16 protein-coding genes are annotated in these 22,002 nt (G+C 64.8%); 9 read left to right on the forward strand and 7 right to left on the reverse strand.

The window, feature by feature from the left end; translation table 11 throughout:
• Positions 1-114: 114 nt before the first annotated feature.
• From queC to CYJ07_RS09930, 4 genes are read left to right on the forward strand one after another with little or no spacing between them, the layout of a single operon-like run.
• Positions 115-816: a 7-cyano-7-deazaguanine synthase QueC gene (queC, locus tag CYJ07_RS09915; protein WP_104203534.1), complete on the forward strand. Its 702-nt coding sequence runs from the start codon at positions 115-117 to the stop codon at positions 814-816.
• Positions 816-1,460, forward strand: coding sequence for a 7-carboxy-7-deazaguanine synthase (gene queE, locus CYJ07_RS09920; RefSeq protein ID WP_104203535.1), 645 nt, complete (start codon positions 816-818; stop codon positions 1,458-1,460). Before queC ends, queE begins: the two co-directional genes overlap by 1 nt.
• Positions 1,460-2,305, forward strand: a complete 846-nt coding sequence (locus CYJ07_RS09925; protein ID WP_104203536.1) for a 6-carboxytetrahydropterin synthase — start codon at positions 1,460-1,462, stop codon at positions 2,303-2,305. Before queE ends, CYJ07_RS09925 begins: the two co-directional genes overlap by 1 nt.
• Positions 2,302-2,601, forward strand: a complete 300-nt coding sequence (locus CYJ07_RS09930; RefSeq protein ID WP_104203537.1) for a YkgJ family cysteine cluster protein — start codon at positions 2,302-2,304, stop codon at positions 2,599-2,601. The genes CYJ07_RS09925 and CYJ07_RS09930 overlap by 4 nt, the downstream gene beginning before the upstream one ends.
• A 17-nt stretch (positions 2,602-2,618) precedes the next feature.
• Here the strand turns inward: CYJ07_RS09930 and CYJ07_RS09935 are convergent, their stop codons facing one another.
• From CYJ07_RS09935 to CYJ07_RS09945, 3 genes are read right to left on the reverse strand one after another with little or no spacing between them, the layout of a single operon-like run.
• A complete protein-coding gene (locus CYJ07_RS09935; protein ID WP_104203538.1) occupies positions 2,619-6,554 on the reverse strand; it encodes an ATP-binding protein in 3,936 nt (1,311 codons plus the stop codon).
• Between the two features lie 30 nt (positions 6,555-6,584).
• Positions 6,585-7,220 carry a MiaE family protein gene (locus CYJ07_RS09940; RefSeq protein ID WP_104203539.1) on the reverse strand — a complete coding sequence of 212 codons (636 nt, stop codon included), beginning with the start codon at positions 7,218-7,220 and terminating at the stop codon, positions 6,585-6,587.
• A 37-nt stretch (positions 7,221-7,257) separates the two neighbouring features.
• A complete protein-coding gene (locus tag CYJ07_RS09945; protein WP_104203540.1) occupies positions 7,258-7,716 on the reverse strand; it encodes a DUF1289 domain-containing protein in 459 nt (152 codons plus the stop codon).
• Between the two features lie 252 nt (positions 7,717-7,968).
• Between CYJ07_RS09945 and acnB the strand changes: the two genes are divergently transcribed.
• The 4 genes from acnB (at position 7,969) to CYJ07_RS09965 (ending at position 14,060) form a co-directional block, all read left to right on the forward strand.
• Positions 7,969-10,572 carry a bifunctional aconitate hydratase 2/2-methylisocitrate dehydratase gene (gene acnB / locus CYJ07_RS09950; RefSeq protein WP_104203541.1) on the forward strand — a complete coding sequence of 868 codons (2,604 nt, stop codon included), beginning with the start codon at positions 7,969-7,971 and terminating at the stop codon, positions 10,570-10,572.
• Positions 10,573-10,866: 294 nt separating this feature from the next.
• A complete protein-coding gene (locus CYJ07_RS09955; RefSeq protein ID WP_104203542.1) occupies positions 10,867-11,475 on the forward strand; it encodes a porin family protein in 609 nt (202 codons plus the stop codon).
• Positions 11,476-11,607: 132 nt separating this feature from the next.
• Positions 11,608-12,096 carry a ribonuclease E activity regulator RraA gene (rraA, locus tag CYJ07_RS09960; protein ID WP_104203543.1) on the forward strand — a complete coding sequence of 163 codons (489 nt, stop codon included), beginning with the start codon at positions 11,608-11,610 and terminating at the stop codon, positions 12,094-12,096.
• An 89-nt stretch (positions 12,097-12,185) separates the two neighbouring features.
• Positions 12,186-14,060 (forward strand): glycerophosphodiester phosphodiesterase family protein, encoded by a 1,875-nt coding sequence (locus tag CYJ07_RS09965; RefSeq protein WP_104203544.1) that lies wholly within the window; start codon positions 12,186-12,188, stop codon positions 14,058-14,060.
• 2 nt (positions 14,061-14,062) lie between these two features.
• Here the strand turns inward: CYJ07_RS09965 and ggt are convergent, their stop codons facing one another.
• On the reverse strand, positions 14,063-15,892 hold the full coding sequence (gene ggt, locus CYJ07_RS09970) for a gamma-glutamyltransferase (RefSeq protein ID WP_104203545.1): 1,830 nt from the start codon (positions 15,890-15,892) through the stop codon (positions 14,063-14,065).
• 108 nt (positions 15,893-16,000) lie between these two features.
• A complete protein-coding gene (ppsA, locus tag CYJ07_RS09975; RefSeq protein WP_104203546.1) occupies positions 16,001-18,373 on the reverse strand; it encodes a phosphoenolpyruvate synthase in 2,373 nt (790 codons plus the stop codon).
• 287 nt (positions 18,374-18,660) lie between these two features.
• On the opposite strand from ppsA, the gene ppsR reads away from it, so the two are divergent.
• Positions 18,661-19,494 (forward strand): posphoenolpyruvate synthetase regulatory kinase/phosphorylase PpsR, encoded by an 834-nt coding sequence (gene ppsR, locus CYJ07_RS09980; protein WP_104203547.1) that lies wholly within the window; start codon positions 18,661-18,663, stop codon positions 19,492-19,494.
• Here ppsR and CYJ07_RS09985 read toward each other — a convergent pair.
• Both CYJ07_RS09985 and CYJ07_RS09990 read right to left on the reverse strand, forming a co-directional pair.
• On the reverse strand, positions 19,491-20,696 hold the full coding sequence (locus CYJ07_RS09985; RefSeq protein ID WP_104203548.1) for a CaiB/BaiF CoA transferase family protein: 1,206 nt from the start codon (positions 20,694-20,696) through the stop codon (positions 19,491-19,493). The two genes, ppsR and CYJ07_RS09985, sit on opposite strands and share 4 nt — an antisense overlap.
• A 24-nt stretch (positions 20,697-20,720) precedes the next feature.
• Positions 20,721-21,902 carry an acyl-CoA dehydrogenase gene (locus CYJ07_RS09990; protein WP_104203549.1) on the reverse strand — a complete coding sequence of 394 codons (1,182 nt, stop codon included), beginning with the start codon at positions 21,900-21,902 and terminating at the stop codon, positions 20,721-20,723.
• Positions 21,903-22,002 lie beyond the last annotated feature (100 nt).

Consider the following 22,002-nt stretch of genomic DNA (forward strand, 5'->3'; position numbering starts at 1 on the left):
ACCATCAGCCACGTGCACTTGTTTTTCCGGTCGAGTAGACTGACGCCGCCGGACCGGATCCCGGCGCCTCGCGCACCGCGAGGAGCGATAAATTCTCCGATACCGAGTCTCGACATGCCCAACATATCCGCCAATGCCACCGTGGTGATCTACTCCGGCGGCATGGATTCCTTCACCGTGCTCCACCGCGCGCTGCGCGAGGGGCTCGACGTTTCCGCTCTCTCCTTCGACTACGGTCAGCGTCACGCCTGCGAACTCGAGGTGGCAGCGCGCGTCTGCCGGCAGCTCGGCGTGGCTCACCAAGTGGTCGATATCCGCGCGATCCACGGGCTGATCGACGCCTCGGCGCTGACCGACGCCAACCAGGCCCTTCCCGAAGGGGACTACGGCGAAGAGAACCTCGCCGCCACCGTCGTGCCCAATCGCAACATGGTGCTGCTCTCGCTGGCCATCGCCAAGGCAGTCAATATCGGCGCCGGCCGTGTCGACTACGGCGCTCACGGCGGCGATCATGTGCTCTATCCCGACTGTCGCCCCGAATTCGTCGAGCGCATGAATGCCGTGGCCGGTATCGCCAACTTCTCGCCGGTCGAGATCCACGCGCCCTTCCTGCACGCCAGCAAGGCGGATATCCTCGCCGCCGGGCTGGCCATGGGGCTCGACTATGCCGACACCTGGACCTGCTATCGTGGCGAGCACCTGGCCTGTGGCCGCTGCGGCAGCTGCCTTGAACGCCTGGCGGCGTTTGCCGCCAACGGCGCCACCGATCCTCTTGGCTATGCACCACGGCACGACACACCGGCGGGAGAGCGCTGATGTATCATGTCAAGGAAGCCTTCTATTCGTTACAGGGCGAAGGGGCGCGCACCGGCCGCGCCAGCGTCTTCTGTCGTTTCAGCGGCTGCAACCTGTGGTCGGGGCGAGAAGCGGACCGGGCGCATGCCGCCTGCCGCTTCTGCGATACCGATTTCGTCGGCACCGACGGCCAGCATGGAGGGCGCTTTGCCACACCCGAGGCCCTGGCGACACACCTGCAGGCGCTATGGCCCGAAACGCCGAATGCCGCCGCACCTTACGTGGTTTTCACCGGCGGCGAACCGCTGCTGCAACTCGATGCGGCGTTGATCGACGCCCTGCATGCGCGCGGCTTCGAGGTGGCGGTGGAGACCAACGGCACGCTGCCGGCGCCCGCCGGGATCGACTGGCTCTGTGTCAGCCCCAAGGGCCACTCGCCGCTGGCGCTGACTGCCGGCGACGAACTCAAGCTGGTCCACCCCCAGGTCGACGCGCCGCCAGACCGCTTCATCGGACTCGCCTTTCGCCACTTTTTCCTGCAGCCCATGGATGGCGCTCCCGCGGGTGAGCGCGTCGACCACCTGGCCAGCACCGTGGCCTATTGCCTGGCACATCCACAGTGGCGGCTGTCTCTACAGACCCACAAGATCGCGGGAATCGACTGATGACGCTTTTCGTCAACCGCTTGACCCAACTCGACGTCTCGCTATGGTGCCCGCAGCGCGGCCTGATCGGCGCCAGTTGGCTGGTCGATGCCGAACTCGACGGCGAGCTCGGCGAAGATGGCATGCTGTTCGACTTCGGCGAGGTGAAGCCCTGGATCAAGTCGCGGCTGGATGTCAGCATCGACCACACCCTGCTGGTTCCGACTCGCGCTCCGGCCATCGAGATCGCCGAGTGCGGCGAAGGGCTCGGCGTGCGCACTGCCCTGCCCTACGCCATGGAGATCCGCGCCCCGCGCCAGGCCTTCACCCTACTGCCATGGCAGGAAATCGTCCCACAGCGCCTCGGCGACCATCTTGCACGCGAGCTGATGAAGCGGCCGCCGCCACGGGTGAGCGACATCCGCCTGCGCCTGCGTGACGAGACCATCGACGGGGCCGCCTATACGTATAGTCATGGGCTCAAGCGCCATACCGGAAATTGCCAGCGCATTGCCCATGGCCATCGTTCGCGTCTGCATATCTGGCAGCGTGGCGAGCGCTGCCCCTCGCTGGAACAGGAATGGGCCTCCCGACTGGATGACCGGTACCTGGTGGACACAGCGGATATTCTCGACGGCAACGAGCCCGAACTCCGTCATACCCTGACCAGCCGTTATCGTGCCGAGCAGGGCCGCTTCCATCTTCGGCTGCCGCTGGAGCGCTGCATTGCCCTGCCTGGCCCGACCACGATCGAGCACATCGCGGCCTGGCTGGCCCAGCACATCATGAAGGAAACGGGAAGAACGACCCGCGTGCAGGCCTTCGAGGGCATCGACAAGGGAGCCATCGCCGAGGCGAGGACATGAGCGTGCGCGGACAACGCAGCAATACGAACCGGGAGGTCGTCCGGACGGAATGCCGCCCGGGCTGCGGTGCCTGCTGCATTGCGCCATCGATCAGTTCGCCGATTCCCGGCATGCCGCAGGGCAAACCGGCCGGGGTGCGCTGCGTGCAGCTCGACGAAAACCATCTCTGTCAACTGTTCGGCGACCCGCGCCGCCCCGCGGTATGCCACCGCTTCGACTACGACCCCGAGCTATGCGGCGACGACCGCGACCAGGCGCTAGAGCGGATCGCCCTGTTGGAACACGGCACCGCCTAGCGTCCGAGCGCCCTGCTTCATTCGTTATCGATGGTCACGCGACCTTCGACATCGCTCGCCTGTAGCTGCCTGCGGTCGAGCAGCGTGCGCCAGCGGATCAGCACCGGGGCATCGCTGTGGCTGACCCGACTCAACAGCTCGCGGAAAAGCTCCCGCGCCGATTCGTCATGACTGTCGATCAGGGTCAGCCAGGCTTCCATGGCGCAAAGCTCCTGATGCCGGTTCTCGTGCAGGCGGGCGCACTCCAGTGCCTGCTCCACGAGTAGCCGCACCTCGCACGAAGGGCGGCCCAGGCGATGCCGCACCCGCGCCAGCTGTACCGCCAGCTCGGGCACGAACAGCGTGCTGCGCTCACGGGCGATCAGCAGGCACTGGTCCAGGTAGTCCTCGGCGCGGCTGAGTTCATCCACGGCAATGCAGGCGTCGCTGTACCACAGCGTCGGCCGATGGTAGCGATCGCGACCGGTGATCTCGCCGAGCTCCTCCTGGGACAGCTCCATCTTCGTCAGGCCGTCACGATCGCCCGAGAGCGCACGGCGCCAGCCGAGTACGCCCTGGGCCGAGACCTGCCAGAGATGCAGGTCGGGAGTTTCGGTCAGGGCGACGGCCTGTTCGGCGCGGCGGGCGGCCAGATGCATGTGTCCGAGTTGGCGATAGAGCGCAGCGGCGAACAGCAGCGCCATGGCCAGCGAGCCCGGGTGACCGATTCGCTCGGCCAGGCGGATGGCGGCCTCCACCTGCTGTTCGGCGCGGCGGTAGTCGCCACGCAGGCAGATCGCCCAGCCCTGGAAACAGGCGGCCGCGACCTGAGGGTGCTCGGAGAACGGCAGCCACTCGATCATCATCGGCTGTTCGAGCGGCGCGATCTCTTCGAGATGGTCGAAGGCCTGGCCGATACGCCCGGCCCAGTACTCGCAGTTGGCGCGGGCATAATCGGCAAGACGCTGATAACGTGGATCCTCGAGCTTGCCGGCGATAGTGGCCAGGCTGGCGGCCAGCGAAAACGCATCGGCATGCGCATGGCGCTGGCTGCAACCGACCCACAGGCCCCACTTGACCAAGAAGGCCTGCTCCAGGTCCTCGGCGTCCTCGGCATGACAGCCTTCGTGCTGCACCAGCAGCTCACGCGCCCGCACGAAGCTCTCGTGCGCAGTGGGCGAACCGTGCCCCTCCAGGGCGAAGGCAGCCTGACCGCGCACGGTGAGCAAACTGATCTCCCGCTCGGTCTGGTCCTCCACGTGACGCAGGCTGGCCAGACCGAAGTCGGCCATCTTCAGCGCCGTGCGATTGGCGCTGACCTTGAGCGCCTCACGGGCCGCCAGCTCGAAATAGCGCGCTCCGCGGGCGTAATGACCGCTGCGCCGCAGATGGGTGGCGAAGTCGCCCGGGTGGCGTCCGATCCACATGGGGAAGCGCTCTTCGATCAGGCTGACCACCTGGCGATGAATGCGCACCCGCACGTCACGCGGGCAGGAGAGGTAGGCCGCTTCCTGAAGCAACTGGTGGCTGAACTGGAACTCGCGGCAGCCCCCCTCGCCACCCACCGACTCGATGATCTCCAGCCGGCGCATCTGTTCGAGGGCGCGGTTGAGCTGCGCCATCTCCCATCCGCTGCACTCGGCGAGGAAGTCGAGCCGGAAGCGGCGCCCCAGCACCGCAGCGATGTGGGCCACTTCGCGATGGCCGTCCAGTTGATCGATACGCCCCGCCAGCAAGCCCAGCAGGCCACGCGGAAGCTCGTCGAGATGCACGCTGCGTCCTTCGCGACGGTCCATCTCCAGACGCCGGCAGATCTCCTGCATGTAGAGCGGCACGCCATCGCAGCGCTCGATGATCTGCCCCCGCAGCCGCGGACTGAGATGCAGACGGTAGCGCCGCGCCAGCTGCGACAGCAGCCGCGACGACTGCATGGCATCGAGGTGGCTCAAGGTGACCTGCTGATCCCAATGCAGCCGCGTCGGCAGCGCCTCGCGGCCATGGTGACTGGCGACCAGCAGGAACGCGCAGTTGATCGGCAGGCGCGCCTGTAGCCCGGCCAGCACGCGAAACGAGGGTTCGTCGAGCCACTGCAGGTCGTCGACCATCAATACCTGGGTGCGCTCGATCGCCTGGCGCTCGATGACCCGGCACAGCAGCGCGACGACCAGATCCGCCGCCTCGCCGCTCTTGGCCAGGCGCGCCACCTCGGGCGTTTCCCTGACGCCCAGCGCCTCCTCCAGCAGACCGCGCTGATCGGAGTTGAAGCCGAGACCGGCGTCGTTGATCAGCGCGGCCAGGCTGGCGGCATCGAGTTTGTCCTCCAACCGCCAGCGCAGCAGTGCTCGGGCGACGCCGTAAGGCTCCAGCACCGACAGGCGGGTGGTGGGCTGCCAGCAGATGGCGGCGTCACGACTCAGCTCGAGCTGACGGAAGCCGACCATCAGCGCCGATTTGCCCATGCCCGAGGCGCCGCGCACCAGCACGCTCTGGCGCAGCCCGATACCGGCCCGCGCCAGGGCGTCGCGCAGTACCCTAAGAGGCGCTTCGCGACCGACCAGGCTCGGCGGCATGGCATCGCGCCCGCCCTCGTTCTGGCCCAGAACCAGCGCCCGCAATCGCACGCGACCGTCGCTCGCCACCAGCCGCGACGACAGTCGCGGCTGCAGGTCCAGCGCCGGCGGCATGTGCTGGCTGGCCTCTTGGGAAATGACCAGCTCGCTGCCTTCGGCGGCGCTCATCAGCTCCAGCGAGCCTTGTGTTACCTGGCCCAGCGGATCGACCAGTTGACGCTCGGGCAGGTAGACGACACGGCCACTGTTGAGGCCGGCTGCCAGCTCGATGCGCGGCGGCTCCTCATCGCCGCTCCAGTGTCGCGCGATCTCGTCGGGCAGCACGCGTCGGCAGTGTTCGTAGAGCGCCACCAGCTCGGCCAACTGATGCGCGGGGCCATGGGTACCGAAACAGGCCAGCCCCAGGCCGCCGGTGGCGCCGGGCAGCCAGAAGCCGCCAAGATGATGACACTGCTGCTCTAGCCAACGCATCAGCTCGATCTGCAGCGCCAGACAGGCCCGCGTCTCGTCGCGGGCGGAGAATTCCCCCTTCACGCGAAGGCGGATGGCCATGACCGACAGCTGGCGCTGCTCGATCTCGTCTTCGCGCAGGGGTGAGCTGCCGTGGGCCAGGGTCCGGGAGAAGGCACCCTGCGGAGACAGGCTCTGCAGGTCGGGGCTTCCATCGGACCAGTAGCGCGCCAGCTGCAGAAAGCTGGGCTCGGGCTGCTGCCCGGACAGCGCCAGCAACTGCAGGTAGGCATTGTACTGCTCGTGAGCGGCGGCCAGTTGCCCCTGCTCGGCGAGCTGGCGCACCAGCCGCTCGTGAAATGGACCATAGCCCGAAAAGCGGCTCACCAGCGCATGCAGCAATGCATCGGGAACATCACTGTGATGCTCCAGTACGCTCTCGGCGAAACGGATCACCCGCTGACGCCATTCGTTGCGCAGCTGGACCAGCCAACGCTGGAATTCGGTGCATGCAGGTAGCTGAAGCTCCTCGACGAGGTCGCCGCGGTAGCGTTTGAGCAGTTGCTCGAGTGTCGCAACGTCCTGCGGCCCCTCCAACAGTTGCTGCAACTCGTGCAGGTCGAAACGCCAGCTGTCGGGTCGGCGAAAGGCAATGGTCTGCCGCGATACCACCAGCACCCGCTCGGCCTCCTCGCCCAGCGACTGGCGCAGGCAATGGAGAGCATGGCGCAGATTGGTACGGCCGGAGGAGAGTCCCTGATCGGGCCAGAGTAGCTCGGCCAGGCTGGCCCGGTTGACGGGTTGCTGATGCAACAACAGGTAAATCAGCAGCGCCTTGACCTTGTCGTAGCTGAACTGGGTAAGGACGTCGTCCCCCAGTGTCAGCGAAAACTGGCCGAACAGCGCCAGATGATCCCAATCACTGTGATGCACGATCTCTGAGGCGTCCTGCATGACGGAACCCTGCATGGCAAAGTGGCGATGTCAGACCGGTACGCCACTATGGAAACGAAACGCCGTGTCCGGCGTGACTATTAGTTGTGATTCGCAGCCTGCGAAGAAGGCCACACGCTCGTCAATCGACACCGCGGAAAGATGCCGCGCCAGCATGAGGTAGTCTTCGTAATGACGGCCCTCCGACTTAACCAGAGTGCGGTAGAACTTGGCAAGGTCGTCGTCCAGGTGCGGAATCAGCCTGGCGAACCGTTCGCAACTACGGGCCTCGATGAAGGCGCCGATGATTAGAATATCGACCAGCCGGTCCGGATCTTGAGGCCGGACATGACGTCTCAGACCTTCGGCGTAGCGCGATGCACTGAGGTGACGGTAAGCAATTCCCCGATTCTCCATCAGCTTCACCACCTGCTCGAAATGCAGCAGCTCCTCGCGGGCGAGTTGCGACATCTTGGTCAGCAGCAGCGGCTGGTCGACGTAACGGTAGAGCAGGCTCATGGCGGTCGACGCCGCCTTCTTCTCGCACTGGGCGTGATCGATCAGCAGCAGCTCGGGGTTGTCCAGCGCCCAATCGACCCAGGCATCGGGCGTGGGGCAGGCAAGGAAGGCAAGCAGGTCCGGCGGCAGCTCGACGTCATGACGGGTCGCTTCGAGGGTATCGGGCATGGTTCTCGGCTTGGAATCTTTGGGACTGTCAGGTTCGTCAGTCATCGAAGGGGGAGCGGCAAGTCGTCAGGTCGAGCCGACGTCGAGCCGCCTCCTCCATCAGTCGCGCACTCAGCCGTTCGTGCAGTTCGACTGCGCTGAGCTCGGCTACCGCCCCGAGTGGCTCCAGCCCGTAGCGACGCAGGTCGCGAATGCGATCGCGACCGACACGCAGCAGCTCGATGGCGCGTGACAGCGACGGCTGCTCAGGACGAAAACGGATGCGATGACGCCGCATCTGGCGCTCGAGACTGACCTCGTCGTCGACGCGCAGAAACTGGGCGGCGACCCGCTCACGCAGGGCATCCAGCGCCGCCATGCGTTCGGCGCGCTGCGCGGCGGTCAACTCGAACCACTCGCCGATCTCGCTGTCCGCCCGCTGGCAGCCGCGACACACGGTGTCGCCCAGGGTGGTCGAACAGAGCCCCACACAGGGCGAGGCGATACGCGCGTTCATATGCGCTCTCCCATACTCTGCGCCATATGGTAACGCGCCCCGACTTGGGAGGCACCCTGTAGTTGGACGAACATCGCGGCGACCAAAGTTCAAGATCTGGGCCTCGGGGCTCACCTTAACATTGTCGACAGTTTGACGTAGAATCGCGCCACCCAGTGACTACGGTAGTTTTTCCCGTCAGGGCGGCCATTTCGCCGGCGTTCGGCGCCGCTTCACCCCGCCCTGGGCAATACCACAGATGAGGGCCCCAACGTGCTTGAAGCCTATCGCCAACATGTCGAGGAACGCGCCGCCGAGGGCGTCCCGCCGAAGCCCCTGAATGCCGAGCAGGTCGCCGCGCTGATCGAGCTGCTGAAGAATCCGCCCGCTGGCGAAGAAGAGTTCATCCTCGACCTGTTGACCAATCGGGTACCGCCGGGTGTCGACGAGGCCGCCTACGTCAAGGCCGGGTTCCTGACCGCCATTACCAAGGGCGAAGCGCAGTCGCCGCTGGTGGACAAGGTGCATGCCGTCAAGCTGCTGGGCACCATGCAGGGCGGCTACAACATCGCCACCCTGGTCGAACTGCTCGACGACGGCGAACTGGCCAAGGAGGCCGGCGAGCAACTCAAGCATACCCTGCTGATGTTCGATGCCTTTCACGACGTGGAAGAGCGCGCCAGGGCGGGTAATGCCGTGGCCAAGGACGTGATGCAGTCCTGGGCCGAGGCCGAGTGGTTTCTCTCCAAGCCCGCGCTGGCCGAGAAAATCACCCTCACCGTGTTCAAGGTGCCGGGCGAGACCAACACCGACGACCTCTCCCCCGCCCCGGACGCCTGGTCGCGTCCCGACATTCCGCTGCACGCCAACGCCATGCTCAAGAACGAGCGCGAAGGCATCGAGCCCGAAGTGCCGGGAACCACCGGCCCGCTCAAGCAGATCGAGGAAGTGAAGGCCAAGGGGTTCCCGGTCGCCTACGTCGGCGACGTGGTCGGCACCGGCTCCTCGCGCAAATCCGCCACCAACTCCGTACTGTGGTTCTTCGGCGACGATATACCCAACGTTCCCAACAAGCGGGCCGGCGGCTTCTGCTTCGGCGGCAAGATTGCCCCGATCTTCTTCAACACCATGGAAGACGCTGGCGCCCTGCCGGTCGAGATGGACGTCTCCAAGCTCGAGATGGGCGACGTGATCGACGTCTATCCCTATGAAGGCAAGGTGCGTAAGCACGGCACCGACGAGGTGGTGTCCACCTTCGAACTCAAGACCCAGGTGATCCTCGACGAGGTGCGCGCCGGCGGCCGTATCCCGCTGATCATCGGCCGCGGCCTGACCGGCAAGGCGCGCGAGTCGCTGGGCCTGCCCCAGTCCGACGTGTTCCGCCTGCCCGAGCAGCCCAAGGATACCGGCCGCGGCTTCACCCTGGCCCAGAAGATGGTCGGCAAGGCCTGCGGCATGGAGGGCGTGCGCCCGGGCATGTACTGCGAGCCGAAGATGACCACCGTGGGTTCCCAGGACACTACCGGCCCGATGACCCGCGACGAACTCAAGGATCTCGCCTGCCTCGGCTTCCAGGCCGACCTGGTGATGCAGTCCTTCTGCCATACCGCCGCCTATCCGAAGCCGGTCGACGTCGAGACCCACCACACCCTGCCCGACTTCATCATGAATCGCGGCGGCGTTTCGCTGCGCCCGGGCGACGGCATCATCCACAGCTGGCTGAACCGCATGCTGCTGCCCGACACCGTAGGCACCGGTGGCGATTCGCACACTCGCTTCCCGCTGGGCATTTCGTTCCCGGCCGGCTCCGGCCTCGTGGCCTTCGCCGCCGCCACCGGCGTGATGCCGCTGGACATGCCGGAATCGGTGCTGGTTCGCTTCAAGGGCAAGCGCCAGCCCGGCGTCACTCTGCGCGACCTGGTCCACGCGATTCCTTACTACGCCATCAAGCAGGGCCTGCTGACCGTCGAGAAGTCGGGCAAGAAAAACGCCTTCTCCGGCCGCGTGCTGGAAATCGAAGGTCTCGAGGAGCTCACCGTCGAACAGGCCTTCGAACTCTCCGACGCCTCCGCCGAGCGCTCCGCCGCCGGCTGCACCATCACTCTGAGCGAAGAGAGCGTCACCGAGTACCTGCAGTCCAACATCACGCTGCTCAAATGGATGATTGCCAATGGCTACGGCGACAAGCGCACCATCGAGCGCCGTATCCTGGCCATGGAAGAGTGGCTGGCCAACCCGAGCCTGTTGCGCGCCGACAAGGACGCCGAGTACGCCGAAGTCATCGAGATCGATCTGGCCGAGCTCAAGGAGCCGGTACTGTGCGCCCCGAACGACCCGGATGATGCCCGCCTGTTGTCCGATGTCGCCGGCGAGAAGATCGACGAGGTCTTCATCGGTTCGTGCATGACCAACATCGGCCACTTCCGCGCCGCGGGCAAGCTGCTCGAGAAGCAGCCAGCCGGCAGCCTGAAGACCCGTCTGTGGCTGGCACCGCCGACCAAGATGGACCAGCACCAGCTGACCGAAGAGGGCTACTACGGCATCTACGGCCGTGCCGGTGCGCGCATGGAAATGCCCGGCTGCTCGCTGTGCATGGGCAACCAGGCCCGCGTCGCAGCCAAGAGTACCGTGGTCTCGACTTCCACCCGCAACTTCCCCAACCGCCTGGGTGACGGCGCCAATGTCTACCTGGCGTCGGCCGAGCTGGCGGCGGTGGCCGCCGTGGAGGGTCGCCTGCCGACCGTCGAGGAGTACCAGCGTTACATGGGCGAATTCGACGCCATGGCCGGCGAGATCTATCGTTACATGAACTTCCATGAAATCGAGGAGTATCAGACTGCCGCTTCCAACGTGATTCCGGTCGCCCAGGAAGCCTGATACCCGCCTTTCGACTCCGATGCTCGCACATCGAAGGCCCTCGCCAGCGGGGGCCGGAGCCGATGAACGAAGCGCCCCTCGGGGCGCTTTTTTTATTCCCATTTTCTCCGAGCGGTGCCATCGCCGGAGAGCGGCGTCGGCGGTACGTTTCGTTACGCATGCCAGCTTGAGCGCCCCCAGCCGCAGGACTACGTTATAGAAGCCTGCATGCGAGGTTGACGACAATGTCGGCCGGCATTGTGCATGCTCAAAAAAGGGGATTTTCAAGGCTAGGGACTTTCAAGGAGTCAGAACATGTCAAACCGAACGCTCCTCACCGTCATCGCTGCATCCACCGCCCTGCTTGCTGCCACCGGAGCGCAGGCTCAGGCCAACCAGCCTCATGAACAGTATGCCTACCTGGGTCTAGGCGTCGGCTTCAGCTCGCTGGAGAACGATCGCGAAGAAGTGGACAACTTCATCGAAAGCGGAGCCAGCGACTTCGACCTGGACGACGAGGACAATAGCTGGAAAGCATTCGTCGGCTACCAGTTCAACCGCTACATGGCGGTCGAGGCCTTCTACGCCGACCTGGGCCGCGTTCAACTTCGCGGCAATAACGTCGCCAACACCGACCTGGAATCCACCGCCTACGGTGCCAGCCTGGTCGGCCAACTGCCGCTGACCAGCTGGTTCGCTCCGTTCGCCAAGGTGGGTGCGGCCAGTTGGGAAACCGACGTGGATGGCAACCTCGGCGATGCCAGCCTCGACCTCGAGGATAACGATGGCGTCGACCCGGTCTACGGCCTAGGCGCCCAATTCACCTTCAGCCCTGTCCTGATACGTGCCGAGTACGAACGCTACGACTTCGACAGCGACTACACCATCGATTCCTTCACCGCCTCAGTGGGCTTGCGCTTCTAAGTAACTCCCCCCTCGATCGAAGACGCCGGGCTCGCCCGGCGTCTTCGCGTACGGCCTCGACCAAACGATGACGACCGACCCTGGCGATCCATGGCATCATCCGGTTACGTATCCCCTGACAAGGACCCCTCAATGAGCGCCATCATTACCCCCGATATCTGCGACGCCCACCCCGACGTTCGTGTTCTCGACCCGATCTTCGTCAACTTCGGGGGGCGCGATGCCTTCTGCGGCCCGGTCCGCACCGTCAAGTGCTTCGAGGACAACTCCCGCGTGAAGGAAGCCGTCGCCGAGCCTGGCGAGGGTGCCGTGCTGGTAGTGGATGCCGGTGGATCGCTGCGCTGTGCCATGCTCGGCGATATGCTCGCCGAGCAAGCCGTCGACAACGGCTGGGCCGGCGTGGTCATGTACGGCTGTGTTCGAGACGTCGATGTCCTGGCCGAGACCGACCTCGGCGTACAGGCGCTCGGCGCTCACCCGCGCAAGAGCGAAAAGCGTGGCGAGGGCCTTCGCGACATACCGGTCACGTTCGCCGGTGTCACTCTGTCACCGGGTCAATGGGTCTATGCCGACAATAACGGCATCGTAGTAGCCGACGAGCGCCTGCCGCTCAAGGCATGAAGCTGCCGGCACGCCATGGCTTTCTTGCTCACCTTGCGTGAGCGATGCCACTCTAGAGGCATGAATTTCAGCCAGGAGCCAACGCCTTGATGCTGTCGTCCCTGGGCGTGGACGTGCTACGCAGCCTGCGCGAACACCTGCGCCCCTTGGTGGCGTACCATCTGTTCTTCACCCTCCTGGCCTCGAGCCTGCTGTTGCCGGCCGTGGCCTGGACCCTGACCGAACTGCTCGGCCGCTTCGATCGCCCCGTCATCACCAATGCAGAACTGTTCGGCCTGCTGCTCAGCCCCGGCGGGGTGCTTTGGCTGCTGGCTGCGGTCGGATTGACCTTTCTTATCGTATACCTGCAACAGGCGGGCATGGTCCTGGTCGCCATCCGGCGCCACGACAACCACCTGCGCCTGGCCTTCGTGGCTCTGTGGCAGACCGTGCATCGCTTGCCGGCGCTGATTGGGCTGGTGCTGCTGCAGGTGGGCGCTCACCTGCTGCTGCTGGTGTTGGTTGCACTGCTGCTGGCCTGGCTCTACGGCATCGTCATCGGCGACCTCGACCCCTACTATGTGTTGCGCATCCGACCGTCGGTCTTCTGGCAGTACCTGGCCCTGGCCGCTCCGCTATGCCTGGCCTGGGTCCTGCTTGCCGCCATGCTCTACGTGCGCTGGATATTGGCCCTGCCGGTGGTCACGCTGGAGAACCTCGGCCCATTCGCCGCGCTGCGCCGTAGTCGAGCTCTGACACAGGGTCATCGCGCCGCTGTCGCGCTGGTCGTGATCGCCATGCTGCTGGCCATCGTTGCCCTGCCCCTCGCCGCCAGCATGCTGTTCGATCGCGTTTTCACGCCGCTGCTGTGGTGGCTGCCGGAGCGCAACCTGGTGCTGATTCCTGCCATGCTGGCCTACGTTGCCGGTTATGTGCTGGCGACGCTGGCCATCACGTTCATCGGCATCGCCGCCAATGCACTGCTCTCGACCTGTCTCTATCTACGCCTGGCACATCAGGAGCCCCGCCCCACCCCGCCACCACCCGACGCTCATCCGGGCCGGCTCGCCTGGGGGGTTGAGCTCGCCGTGCTGCTGTTTGCCCTGCTCCAGGCCTGGTGGATCGTCAACAGCTTCGAATTACGCGACGACGTCACCATTATCGCGCACCGTGGGAGCTCGATGGCGGCGCCGGAGAACACACTGTCAGCCATCGAGAGAGCGGTCGACGATGGCGCTCACTACGTGGAGATCGACGTACGCCTGACTGCCGACGGCGAAGCGGTGCTCTACCATGATCGCAGCCTGCAACGCCTGACGGGCGATCGGCGCAACCTGAGCGAGCTCACGCTGGAAGAACTTCAGCAGTTCGATGTCGGCCAGTGGTTCGGCGACGCTTACGAGGGCGAGCGCATTCCCAGTCTCGACGAGGCGCTGCAGGCCGTACGCGGGCGCAGCCGTTTGATGATCGACATGAAACCCGACCCTGGAGCGGAACGCGCGCTGGTGGACGCGGTGCTTGGCGCATTGGAAAAGGAGACCGAGGCCCGCCGCGATTGCATCGCTCGCGTCAGCCCCGCGAATGCCGCCCGCTGTGGCAATCCCGACGTGGTCGGGGAGACGCGCCTGGCAGTGATGTCGCCCGCCGTCATCGAGGCGATCAAGGAACGCGAGCCGGCACTACGCGTGACTCTGCTGGCCCAACTGGTCATGCCGGGTACGCTGGATAGGCGCAGTTTCGACGCCCTGGGGCTACGCCACAACCGCATCACCGAAAACGAGATCCGGCTGGCTCGGGCGCTGGATTATGAAGTGCACGCCTGGACGGTCAACGATCCTGCGCGCATGTCGCAATTGTTAGATCTGGGAGTGGACGCGCTCATCACCGATCATCCCGATCGCCTCGCCGAACTCGTTGCGGACCGACGCGAGCTCAGCGACGGCGCCCTGTTGCTGGTGAAATTGCGCAACTGGCTCCGCCGCTGACTTCAGTCCCCCATCACCACGCCTTCACGACGCGGGTCGGCGCCGCCGAAGAAACCGTCCTCCGTGCGCTGAATCGCCTGTAGACCGCTGGTCAATTCCCGCTCGCTGGCTTCATGTCCCAAGGCATTGAGCGATTCGATCACCTCCGCGGGGAAGCGTCCCTCCTCAAGGAAGGCCGGGCCGCCCAGCGTAATGGCGTGAGGCAGGTCGAGCGCCTCCTGCGCATCGAGCCCCCAGTCCAGCATCGCGACCAGCGCTTTAGCCGTGTAGTGAATGATCGCGGCACCGCCGGGCGAGCCAAGGCTGGCGATCAGCTCGCCACTCTCGCGGTCGAAGACCAGCGTCGGGCTCATGCTCGAGCGCGGCCGCTTGCCGGGCTCTACGCGATTGGCGATCGGCGTGCCGTCATCATCCAGCGGCCGGAACGAGAAGTCGGTGAGCTCGTTATTGAGCAGATAACCGCCTGGCAGGTCGGTGCCGCCATCGGCCAGCATACGCGAGCCGAAGGCTTGCTCGATGGTGGTGGTAATGGCCACCGCGTTGCCTTCCTCGTCGATGATGCTGATGTGGCTGGTGCCGTACTCAGGCTGCGTGGGCTGGACAGCCCAAGCGGTGTCCAGGTTGCCGGGGTCGCCAGGCCTGGCCCCTTCGGGACCCATGCTCTCATCACCGATCAACTCGGCACGCTCGGCAAGGTAATCCGTATCGACCAGGCTGTTCCAATCCCCCCCGGGAGCGTCGACGAAGTCGGGATCGCCGATGAACTTGTTGCGGTCGGCGAATGCCAGGCGTGATGCCTCGAGGAAGCGATGCAGCCACTCGGTGCTTGGCCGATCCCCTTCGAGCGGTTCGTCGAGTTCGGGTAGATGTTCCATGATCCCCAGAATCTGCATGATAGTGAGGTGACCCGACGACGGCGGCGGGAAGCCACAGACACGATACTCCTGCCAGTCGGTGCAGAGCGGAGCCCGCTCCTTGGCCACGTAGGTGGCCATGTCTTCCATGCTGATCGCGCCCGGCCGCTCCGGGTGATGCTGGACACGAGACACCAGATCCTCGGCGATCGGCCCGGTGTGCAGCGCCTTGCTGCCTTGCTCGGCAATGTCGCTCAGAATGGCGGCCAAGGCGGGGTTCTTGAGTTCGTGCCCTTCGGCAAGCGGTTCGCCCTGCTCGTCGTAGTAGAAGGAACCAGCGAGCGGATCCTCGCGCAGCTGCTGCTCCTCGGCGAGGCTGGTATGCAGACGACGGCTGACCGGAAAGCCTTCCTCGGCCAACGTGATGGCAGGTTCGAACAGCTCGGCCCAGGGCAGTTTGCCGTGCTTCTCATGAGCCATCTCGAGCATGCGCACCGTACCGGGCACCCCCACCGACAGACCGCTGGCCACCGCCTCCATGAACTCCAACGGTTCGCCTTCACCGTTGAGAAAAAGCGATTCGCTGGCGGCCTTGGGCGCCACCTCGCGGCCGTCGTACGCCCTCACCTCGCTGCCGTCGAAGTGCATCAAGAAGGCGCCGCCGCCGATCCCGCTGGACTGGGGCTCCACTAGCGTCAGCACCATCTGCACCGCTATCGCGGCATCAACGGCCGACCCCCCCGCCTTGAGCACCTGGTAGCCGGCATCGGTAGCCAACGGGTTGGCGGCGGCCACAGCGAAGCTTTCGGTGGTCCAACCGGGTTTCTCGGTGAAGCCGGAAGAGGACTCCGGGGTAATCGCCGGGGCCTCGTAGTCGAAAGTCGTATCGGCGAAAGCCGTCGGTGACGCGCCCAGGACCAGGGCGAAGCCGGCACTGGCCAACCAGCGCCTGCAAAGAAAGTAGCTTGAAATGTCCATGTAGAGGGGCCCTCGGTAACTCCGTGTAAGAGGTGTACAGCATAGGCGAAAAAACGCCCGGTTGACGACCTCAACCGGGCGCGATTGTAACGTTAAATCGACACGGCGCTAGGCCAACGTCTCTCCCGCCAACATGAACCATGTCTCCAGCACCGCATCGGGGTTGAGCGATACCGAGTCGATACCCTGCTCCATGAGCCACTTGGCGAGGTCGGGATGATCCGAAGGACCCTGCCCGCAGATACCGACGTACTTGCCCTGTTCGCGGCAAGCCTGGATCGCCATGGCGAGCAGCCGCTTAACTGCCGGGTTCCGCTCGTCGAAGAGATGCGCCACGATACCTGAATCGCGATCGAGTCCCAGAGTCAGCTGGGTAAGGTCGTTGGAGCCGATCGAGAAGCCGTCGAAATGCTCCAGGAATTCCTTGGCCAGCAGCGCGTTGGCGGGCAGCTCGCACATCATGATCACCTGGAGCCCATTGTCGCCTCGCTTGAGCCCATTGGCGGCTAGCAGTTCGACCACTTCACGCGCTTCATCGGTCGTGCGTACGAAAGGCACCATGATCTCGACGTTGTCGAGCCCCATCTCGTCGCGCACCCGTTTCAGCGCACGGCATTCCAGCTCAAAGCACGGGCGGAACGCGTCGGAGATATAGCGCGAGGCACCGCGGAAGCCGAGCATCGGGTTCTCCTCTCCCGGCTCGTACTGCTTGCCGCCGATCAGGTTCTCATACTCGTTCGACTTGAAGTCGGACAGGCGCACGATCACCCGCTGCGGATAGAAGGCGGCCGCCAGGGTCGAAATCCCCTCGACCAGCTTGTCGACATAGAAGCTGACCGGATCGGCGTAGCCGGCGGTGCGCAGGTTGATGGTCTGCTGCAGCTCCAGCGGCAGCGTGTCGTACTCGAGCAGCGCCTTGGGGTGCACCCCGATCATACGGTTGATGATGAACTCCAGACGCGCCAGGCCGACGCCGGAATGCGGTAGCCCGGCAAAGCTGAAGGCGCGATCCGGGTTACCGACGTTCATCATGATCTTGAAGGGGATCTCCGGCATCGAGTCGACGCTGGTGACGCGACGATCGTAGTCCAGCAGCCCTTCGTAGACGTGGCCGGTATCGCCTTCCGCGCACGAGACGGTCACGTCGCGCCCATCCTCGAGCACCTCGGTGGCATCGCCGCAGCCCACCACGGCGGGAATGCCTAGTTCACGGGCGATAATCGCCGCATGACAGGTCCTTCCACCGCGGTTGGTCACGATCGCCGAGGCGCGTTTCATGATCGGCTCCCAGTCGGGATCGGTCATGTCGGTGACGAGGACATCGCCGGGATTGACCTTGTCCATCTCCTCCGGCGTGAAGACGAGCTTCACCGCGCCGCGACCGATGCGCTGGCCGATGGCGCGCCCGCGGACCAGGGTGCGTCCCTTCTCCTTGAGATGGAAACGCTCCAGCTTGCCCCCCTCGAGCTGGGATACCACCGTCTCGGGGCGAGCCTGAACGATGTAGAGCTTACCGTCGTCACCGTCCAGCGCCCACTCGATGTCCATCGGACGACCGTAATGCTCTTCGATGGTAACCGCCTGGCGGGCCAGGGCCATGACTTGCTCGTCGTCGATGCAGAACCGCGCACGATCCTTGAGCGGCACATCGACGGTGTCAACCGACTTGCCGGCGCTGGCGTCGTTACTGTAGATCATCTTGATCAGCTTGGAGCCGAGATTGCGACGCAGCACAGCAGGCCGACCGGCCGCCAGGGTGGGCTTGTGCACGTAGAACTCATCGGGGTTGACCGACCCCTGCACCACCGTCTCGCCCAACCCCCAGGAAGCGGTGACGAACACGGCATCGCGGTAGCCCGATTCGGTATCGAGGGTGAACATCACCCCCGAAGCGCCGGTTTCGGAGCGCACCATCTTCTGAATCCCGGCCGACAGCGCCACGTTTTCGTGGGCATAGCCCCGATGCACGCGATAGGAGATTGCGCGGTCGTTGAACAGCGAGGCGAACACTTCATGCACGGCACGCTTGACGTTGTCGAAGCCTTCGATGTTGAGGAAGGTCTCCTGCTGCCCGGCGAAGGAGGCATCGGGCAGATCCTCTGCCGTGGCCGAGCTGCGCACCGCCACCTTGAGGTTGGGATGCTGGCTGGCTAGCTTGTCGTAGGCGGTGCGCAGATGCTCCTCGAAGGTCGGCGGCAGCGGCGTGTCGATCACCCACTGTCGAATCTCCGCGCCGACCCGCGAGAGCTCGGCGACGTCATCCACGTCGAGACGATTCAACGCCTGGTTGATGCGCTCATTGAGACCCTCATGAGCGAGGAACTCACGGTAGGCGTGGGCGGTGGTGGCAAAGCCGCCGGGCACGGTCACCCCGGCTCCCGAGAGGTTGGAGATCATCTCGCCGAGCGAGGCATTCTTGCCGCCCACCCGGTCCACATCGCTCATACCGAGCTGATCGAACCACAGGATGTAGTCTTCCACGTAACCCCCTTGATCTTCGATGCCTGTTCTCCGGTCGCCGACGTGGCGTCGCGACACGAGAGTGTCAGGTTTCGGGACAATCACACGATGCTGCTCACCTTAAACGTAAGCGGCCATATTCGCCATTGGTCTAACATCGAAGTCACTGAAGGTTTTTTACAACATGGCTCCGTTTTGCCGCGTTTCTGTAGTCGCAACCCCTGTTTCGCCACAAAACGCACGCCTTGCCCCCGGCGACGCCACGCTCGACAATGTGGCCTGACCCCTTGCACGGAATCCGCGACGCCATGCCCCGCACCGCCTTCTTCATCTCCGACGGTACCGGCATCACCGCCGAGAGCCTTGGCCGCAGCCTGCTGGCCCAGTTCGAGAACGTCGAGCTGCGCATGCTCACCAAGCCCTATATCGACACCCTCGACAAGGCCCGTACCCTGGTCGACATCATAGAATCCACCGCCGTGCGCGACGGCGAGCAGCCGATCATCATCGACACCATCGTCGACGAAGGGATTCGCGAGGTGATACGCGGCGCGCCGGGATTCAAGATCGATATCTTCTCGACCTTTCTCAAGCCGCTGGAACAGGAACTCGGCACGCACTCCAGCTACAGCGTGGGCCGCACGCACTCCATCGGCAAGGATGAGGTCTACATGGATCGCATCCACTCGGTCCACTTCGCGCTGGACAACGACGACGGCGCACGCACCCACCAATACGACCAGGCCGACGTGATCCTGATCGGGGTATCGCGCTGCGGCAAGACGCCGACGTCGCTCTACCTCGCCCTGCAGTTCGGCATTCGCGCCGCCAATTACCCCCTCACCGAGGACGACCTCGACGAGGACGGCATGCTCAAGCTGCCACGGGTACTGGCCCAGCACCGCCACAAGCTGTTCGGCCTGACCATCGACCCACGCCGGCTGGCCGCAATTCGCCACGAACGCCGCCCAAACAGCCGTTACAGCTCGCTGGACCAGTGCACTCAGGAAGTGGAGCAGGCCGAAGGGCTCTACCGGCAGATGCACATACCCTTCATCGATACCACGCGCTTCTCCATCGAGGAGATTTCCACGCGCATGATCGCCGAGACCGGCCTGACCCGGCGCTTCTCACCGCGCTAGCGTACGATACCTTCACGCCGCAGCCGCTCGATGTCTTCGCGGGTGAGGCCCATTTCGGCCAGGATCGCATCGCTGTCCTGGCCCAGGCGTGGCGGTGCCACCTCGCTGGTGGCGGGCTCGCCGTCGAAGCGCAAGGGGCAGGCCACCTGTGGCACCGCGACCTTCCCTTGGGTCAGCGTGCGCTGCATACCGCGATGCTTCACCTGGGGATCGGCGAAGACTTCGGTAACGGTATTGATCGGGCCCGCCGGTATGCCGCGCGCCTCCAGCTCCGCCAGCCATTCGTCACGACTGCGGCCGAGCAGCAGCGCCTGTATGCGCGGCACCAGGTCGTCCCGGTTGCCAACCCGGGCCGCATTGGTGGCATAGGCGGGATCGGTGGCCCACTCGGGGTGGCCCAGCAGTTCGGCCAGCCGGGCAAACTGGCCATCGTTGCCCACGGTGAGCACGAGATGACCGTCGGCACAGGCGAAGGCCTGGTACGGCACGATATTGGGATGGGCGTTGCCGTGGCGCCGAGGAGAGACACCGCTGACCAACGCATTGAGCGCCTGGTTGGCCAGTGCCGCGACCTGCACGTCGAGCAGTGCCACGTCGATGTGGCAACCGGCCCCAGTACGCTCGCGCTCATGCAGCGCCGACAGCACGCCGATGGCAGCATACAGGCCGGTCATCACGTCAGTGATCGCTACGCCGGTCTTCATGGGCATGCCGTCGGGTTCGCCGCCAAGGCTCATCAGTCCGCCCATGGCCTGGATCATGAAGTCGTAACCGGCGCGGTGCGAGTAAGGGCCGTCCTGGCCGAAACCGGTGATCGAGCAGCCGATCAAGCGCGGGTTCAGTGCCTTCAGACTGGCATAGTCGAGCCCGTACTTGGCCAGACCTCCTACCTTGAAGTTCTCCAGCAGGATATCCGCGCCAACGGCGAGCTGACGAATCAGCGCCTGGCCCCTCGGGCTGGCAATGTCCACGGCCAGCGACTGCTTGCCGCGATTGGCGCAGAGGAAATAGGCCGCCAAGCGTTCCGCGTCACCCTCCTCGGCCAGCCAGGGCGGCCCCCAGCCACGGGTATCGTCGCCCCGGCCGGGATGTTCGATCTTGATCACACGGGCACCGAGGTCGGCGAGCAGCTGGCCGGCCCAAGGGCCGGCCAGCACGCGCGACATGTCCAGCACCACGAGTCCGTCGAGCGGTCCGCTCATGCTCTCTCCTCGTGTCGCCGACGATCAGTTGGCGAAGGCTTGAAGACCGGTCTGGGCGCGGCCCAGTATCAGGGCATGGACATCGTGGGTGCCCTCATAGGTATTAACCGCCTCGAGGTTCATAACGTGGCGGATAACGTGGTACTCGTCGGCGATACCGTTGCCGCCGTGCATGTCGCGCGCGACACGAGCGATGTCCAGCGCCTTGCCGCAGTTGTTGCGCTTGATCAGCGAGATCGCTTCCGGCACCAGCTGGCCGGCGTCGATCATGCGGCCCACCCGCAGCGCGGCCTGCAGCCCCAAGGCGATCTCGGTCTGCATGTCGGCGAGCTTTTTCTGGATCAGCTGGTTGGCGGCCAAAGGGCGGCCGAACTGCTTGCGATCCAGGGTGTATTGACGGGCGGCGTGCCAGCATGCCTCGGCGGCGCCCATGCTGCCCCAGGCGATGCCATAGCGTGCACGGTTGAGGCACGAGAACGGCCCCTTGAGGCCGGTGACGCCCGGCAGGCGCTGCTCGTCGGAGACCTCCACGTCTTGCATGGCGATCTGACCGGTAATCGAGGCGCGCAAGCTGAACTTGCCCTCGATCTTGGGCGCCGTGAGCCCCGGCATGCCCTTTTCGAGGATGAAGCCGTTGACTACGCCCTCCTCGTCCCGCGCCCAGACCACGAACACATCGGCAATCGGGGAGTTGGTGATCCAGGTCTTGGTGCCGTTGAGGCGCCAGCCACTGTCGGTACGCACGGCGCGGGTGGACATGTTGCCCGGATCGGAACCATGGTCGGGCTCGGTGAGGCCGAAGCATCCCACCCACTCGCCGGTGGCGAGCTTAGGCAGGTACTTATCGCGCTGGGCTTCACTGCCAAAGGCATGGATCGGATACATCACCAGGCTCGACTGTACGCTCATGGCGCTGCGATAGCCGGAATCGACCCGCTCCACTTCGCGGGCGATCAGGCCGTAGCTGACGTAGTTCATGCCGGCGCAGCCATAGCCGTCGATGGTGGCACCGAGCAGGCCCAGCTCACCCATCTCGTTCATGATTTCGCGGTCGAAACGCTCGTGGCGGTTGGCCTCGAGGATCCGCGGCATCAGCTTGTCCTGACAGTAATCGTGGGCAGTCTGATGGACCATGCGCTCGTCTTCGTCGAGCTGGTCGATCAGGCGAAACGGGTCTTCCCAGGTAACGGGGGTGATCTGGCTCATGGGGCTCTCCTCGTTAAATTTCTACATTTTCACCGAATGTAGACCAAGACAATCCCATTGCCAACCCTTGCCGTCCTTTTTCTTCGCCCCGCTTCTTCTT

The organism is Billgrantia saliphila (assembly GCF_002930105.1).
GTDB classification, from domain to species: domain Bacteria; phylum Pseudomonadota; class Gammaproteobacteria; order Pseudomonadales; family Halomonadaceae; genus Halomonas; species Halomonas saliphila.

Coding starts and splice junctions, on each gene's coding strand:
- queC (WP_104203534.1), top strand. CDS start 115: ATGCCCAACATATCCGCCAATGCCACCGTGGTGATCTACTCCGGCGGC.
- queE (WP_104203535.1), top strand. CDS start 816: ATGTATCATGTCAAGGAAGCCTTCTATTCGTTACAGGGCGAAGGGGCG.
- CYJ07_RS09925 (WP_104203536.1), top strand. CDS start 1,460: ATGACGCTTTTCGTCAACCGCTTGACCCAACTCGACGTCTCGCTATGG.
- CYJ07_RS09930 (WP_104203537.1), top strand. CDS start 2,302: ATGAGCGTGCGCGGACAACGCAGCAATACGAACCGGGAGGTCGTCCGG.
- CYJ07_RS09935 (WP_104203538.1), bottom strand. CDS start 6,554: ATGCAGGACGCCTCAGAGATCGTGCATCACAGTGATTGGGATCATCTG.
- CYJ07_RS09940 (WP_104203539.1), bottom strand. CDS start 7,220: ATGCCCGATACCCTCGAAGCGACCCGTCATGACGTCGAGCTGCCGCCG.
- CYJ07_RS09945 (WP_104203540.1), bottom strand. CDS start 7,716: ATGAACGCGCGTATCGCCTCGCCCTGTGTGGGGCTCTGTTCGACCACC.
- CYJ07_RS09955 (WP_104203542.1), top strand. CDS start 10,867: ATGTCAAACCGAACGCTCCTCACCGTCATCGCTGCATCCACCGCCCTG.
- rraA (WP_104203543.1), top strand. CDS start 11,608: ATGAGCGCCATCATTACCCCCGATATCTGCGACGCCCACCCCGACGTT.
- CYJ07_RS09965 (WP_104203544.1), top strand. CDS start 12,186: ATGCTGTCGTCCCTGGGCGTGGACGTGCTACGCAGCCTGCGCGAACAC.
- ggt (WP_104203545.1), bottom strand. CDS start 15,892: ATGGACATTTCAAGCTACTTTCTTTGCAGGCGCTGGTTGGCCAGTGCC.
- ppsR (WP_104203547.1), top strand. CDS start 18,661: ATGCCCCGCACCGCCTTCTTCATCTCCGACGGTACCGGCATCACCGCC.
- CYJ07_RS09985 (WP_104203548.1), bottom strand. CDS start 20,696: ATGAGCGGACCGCTCGACGGACTCGTGGTGCTGGACATGTCGCGCGTG.
- CYJ07_RS09990 (WP_104203549.1), bottom strand. CDS start 21,902: ATGAGCCAGATCACCCCCGTTACCTGGGAAGACCCGTTTCGCCTGATC.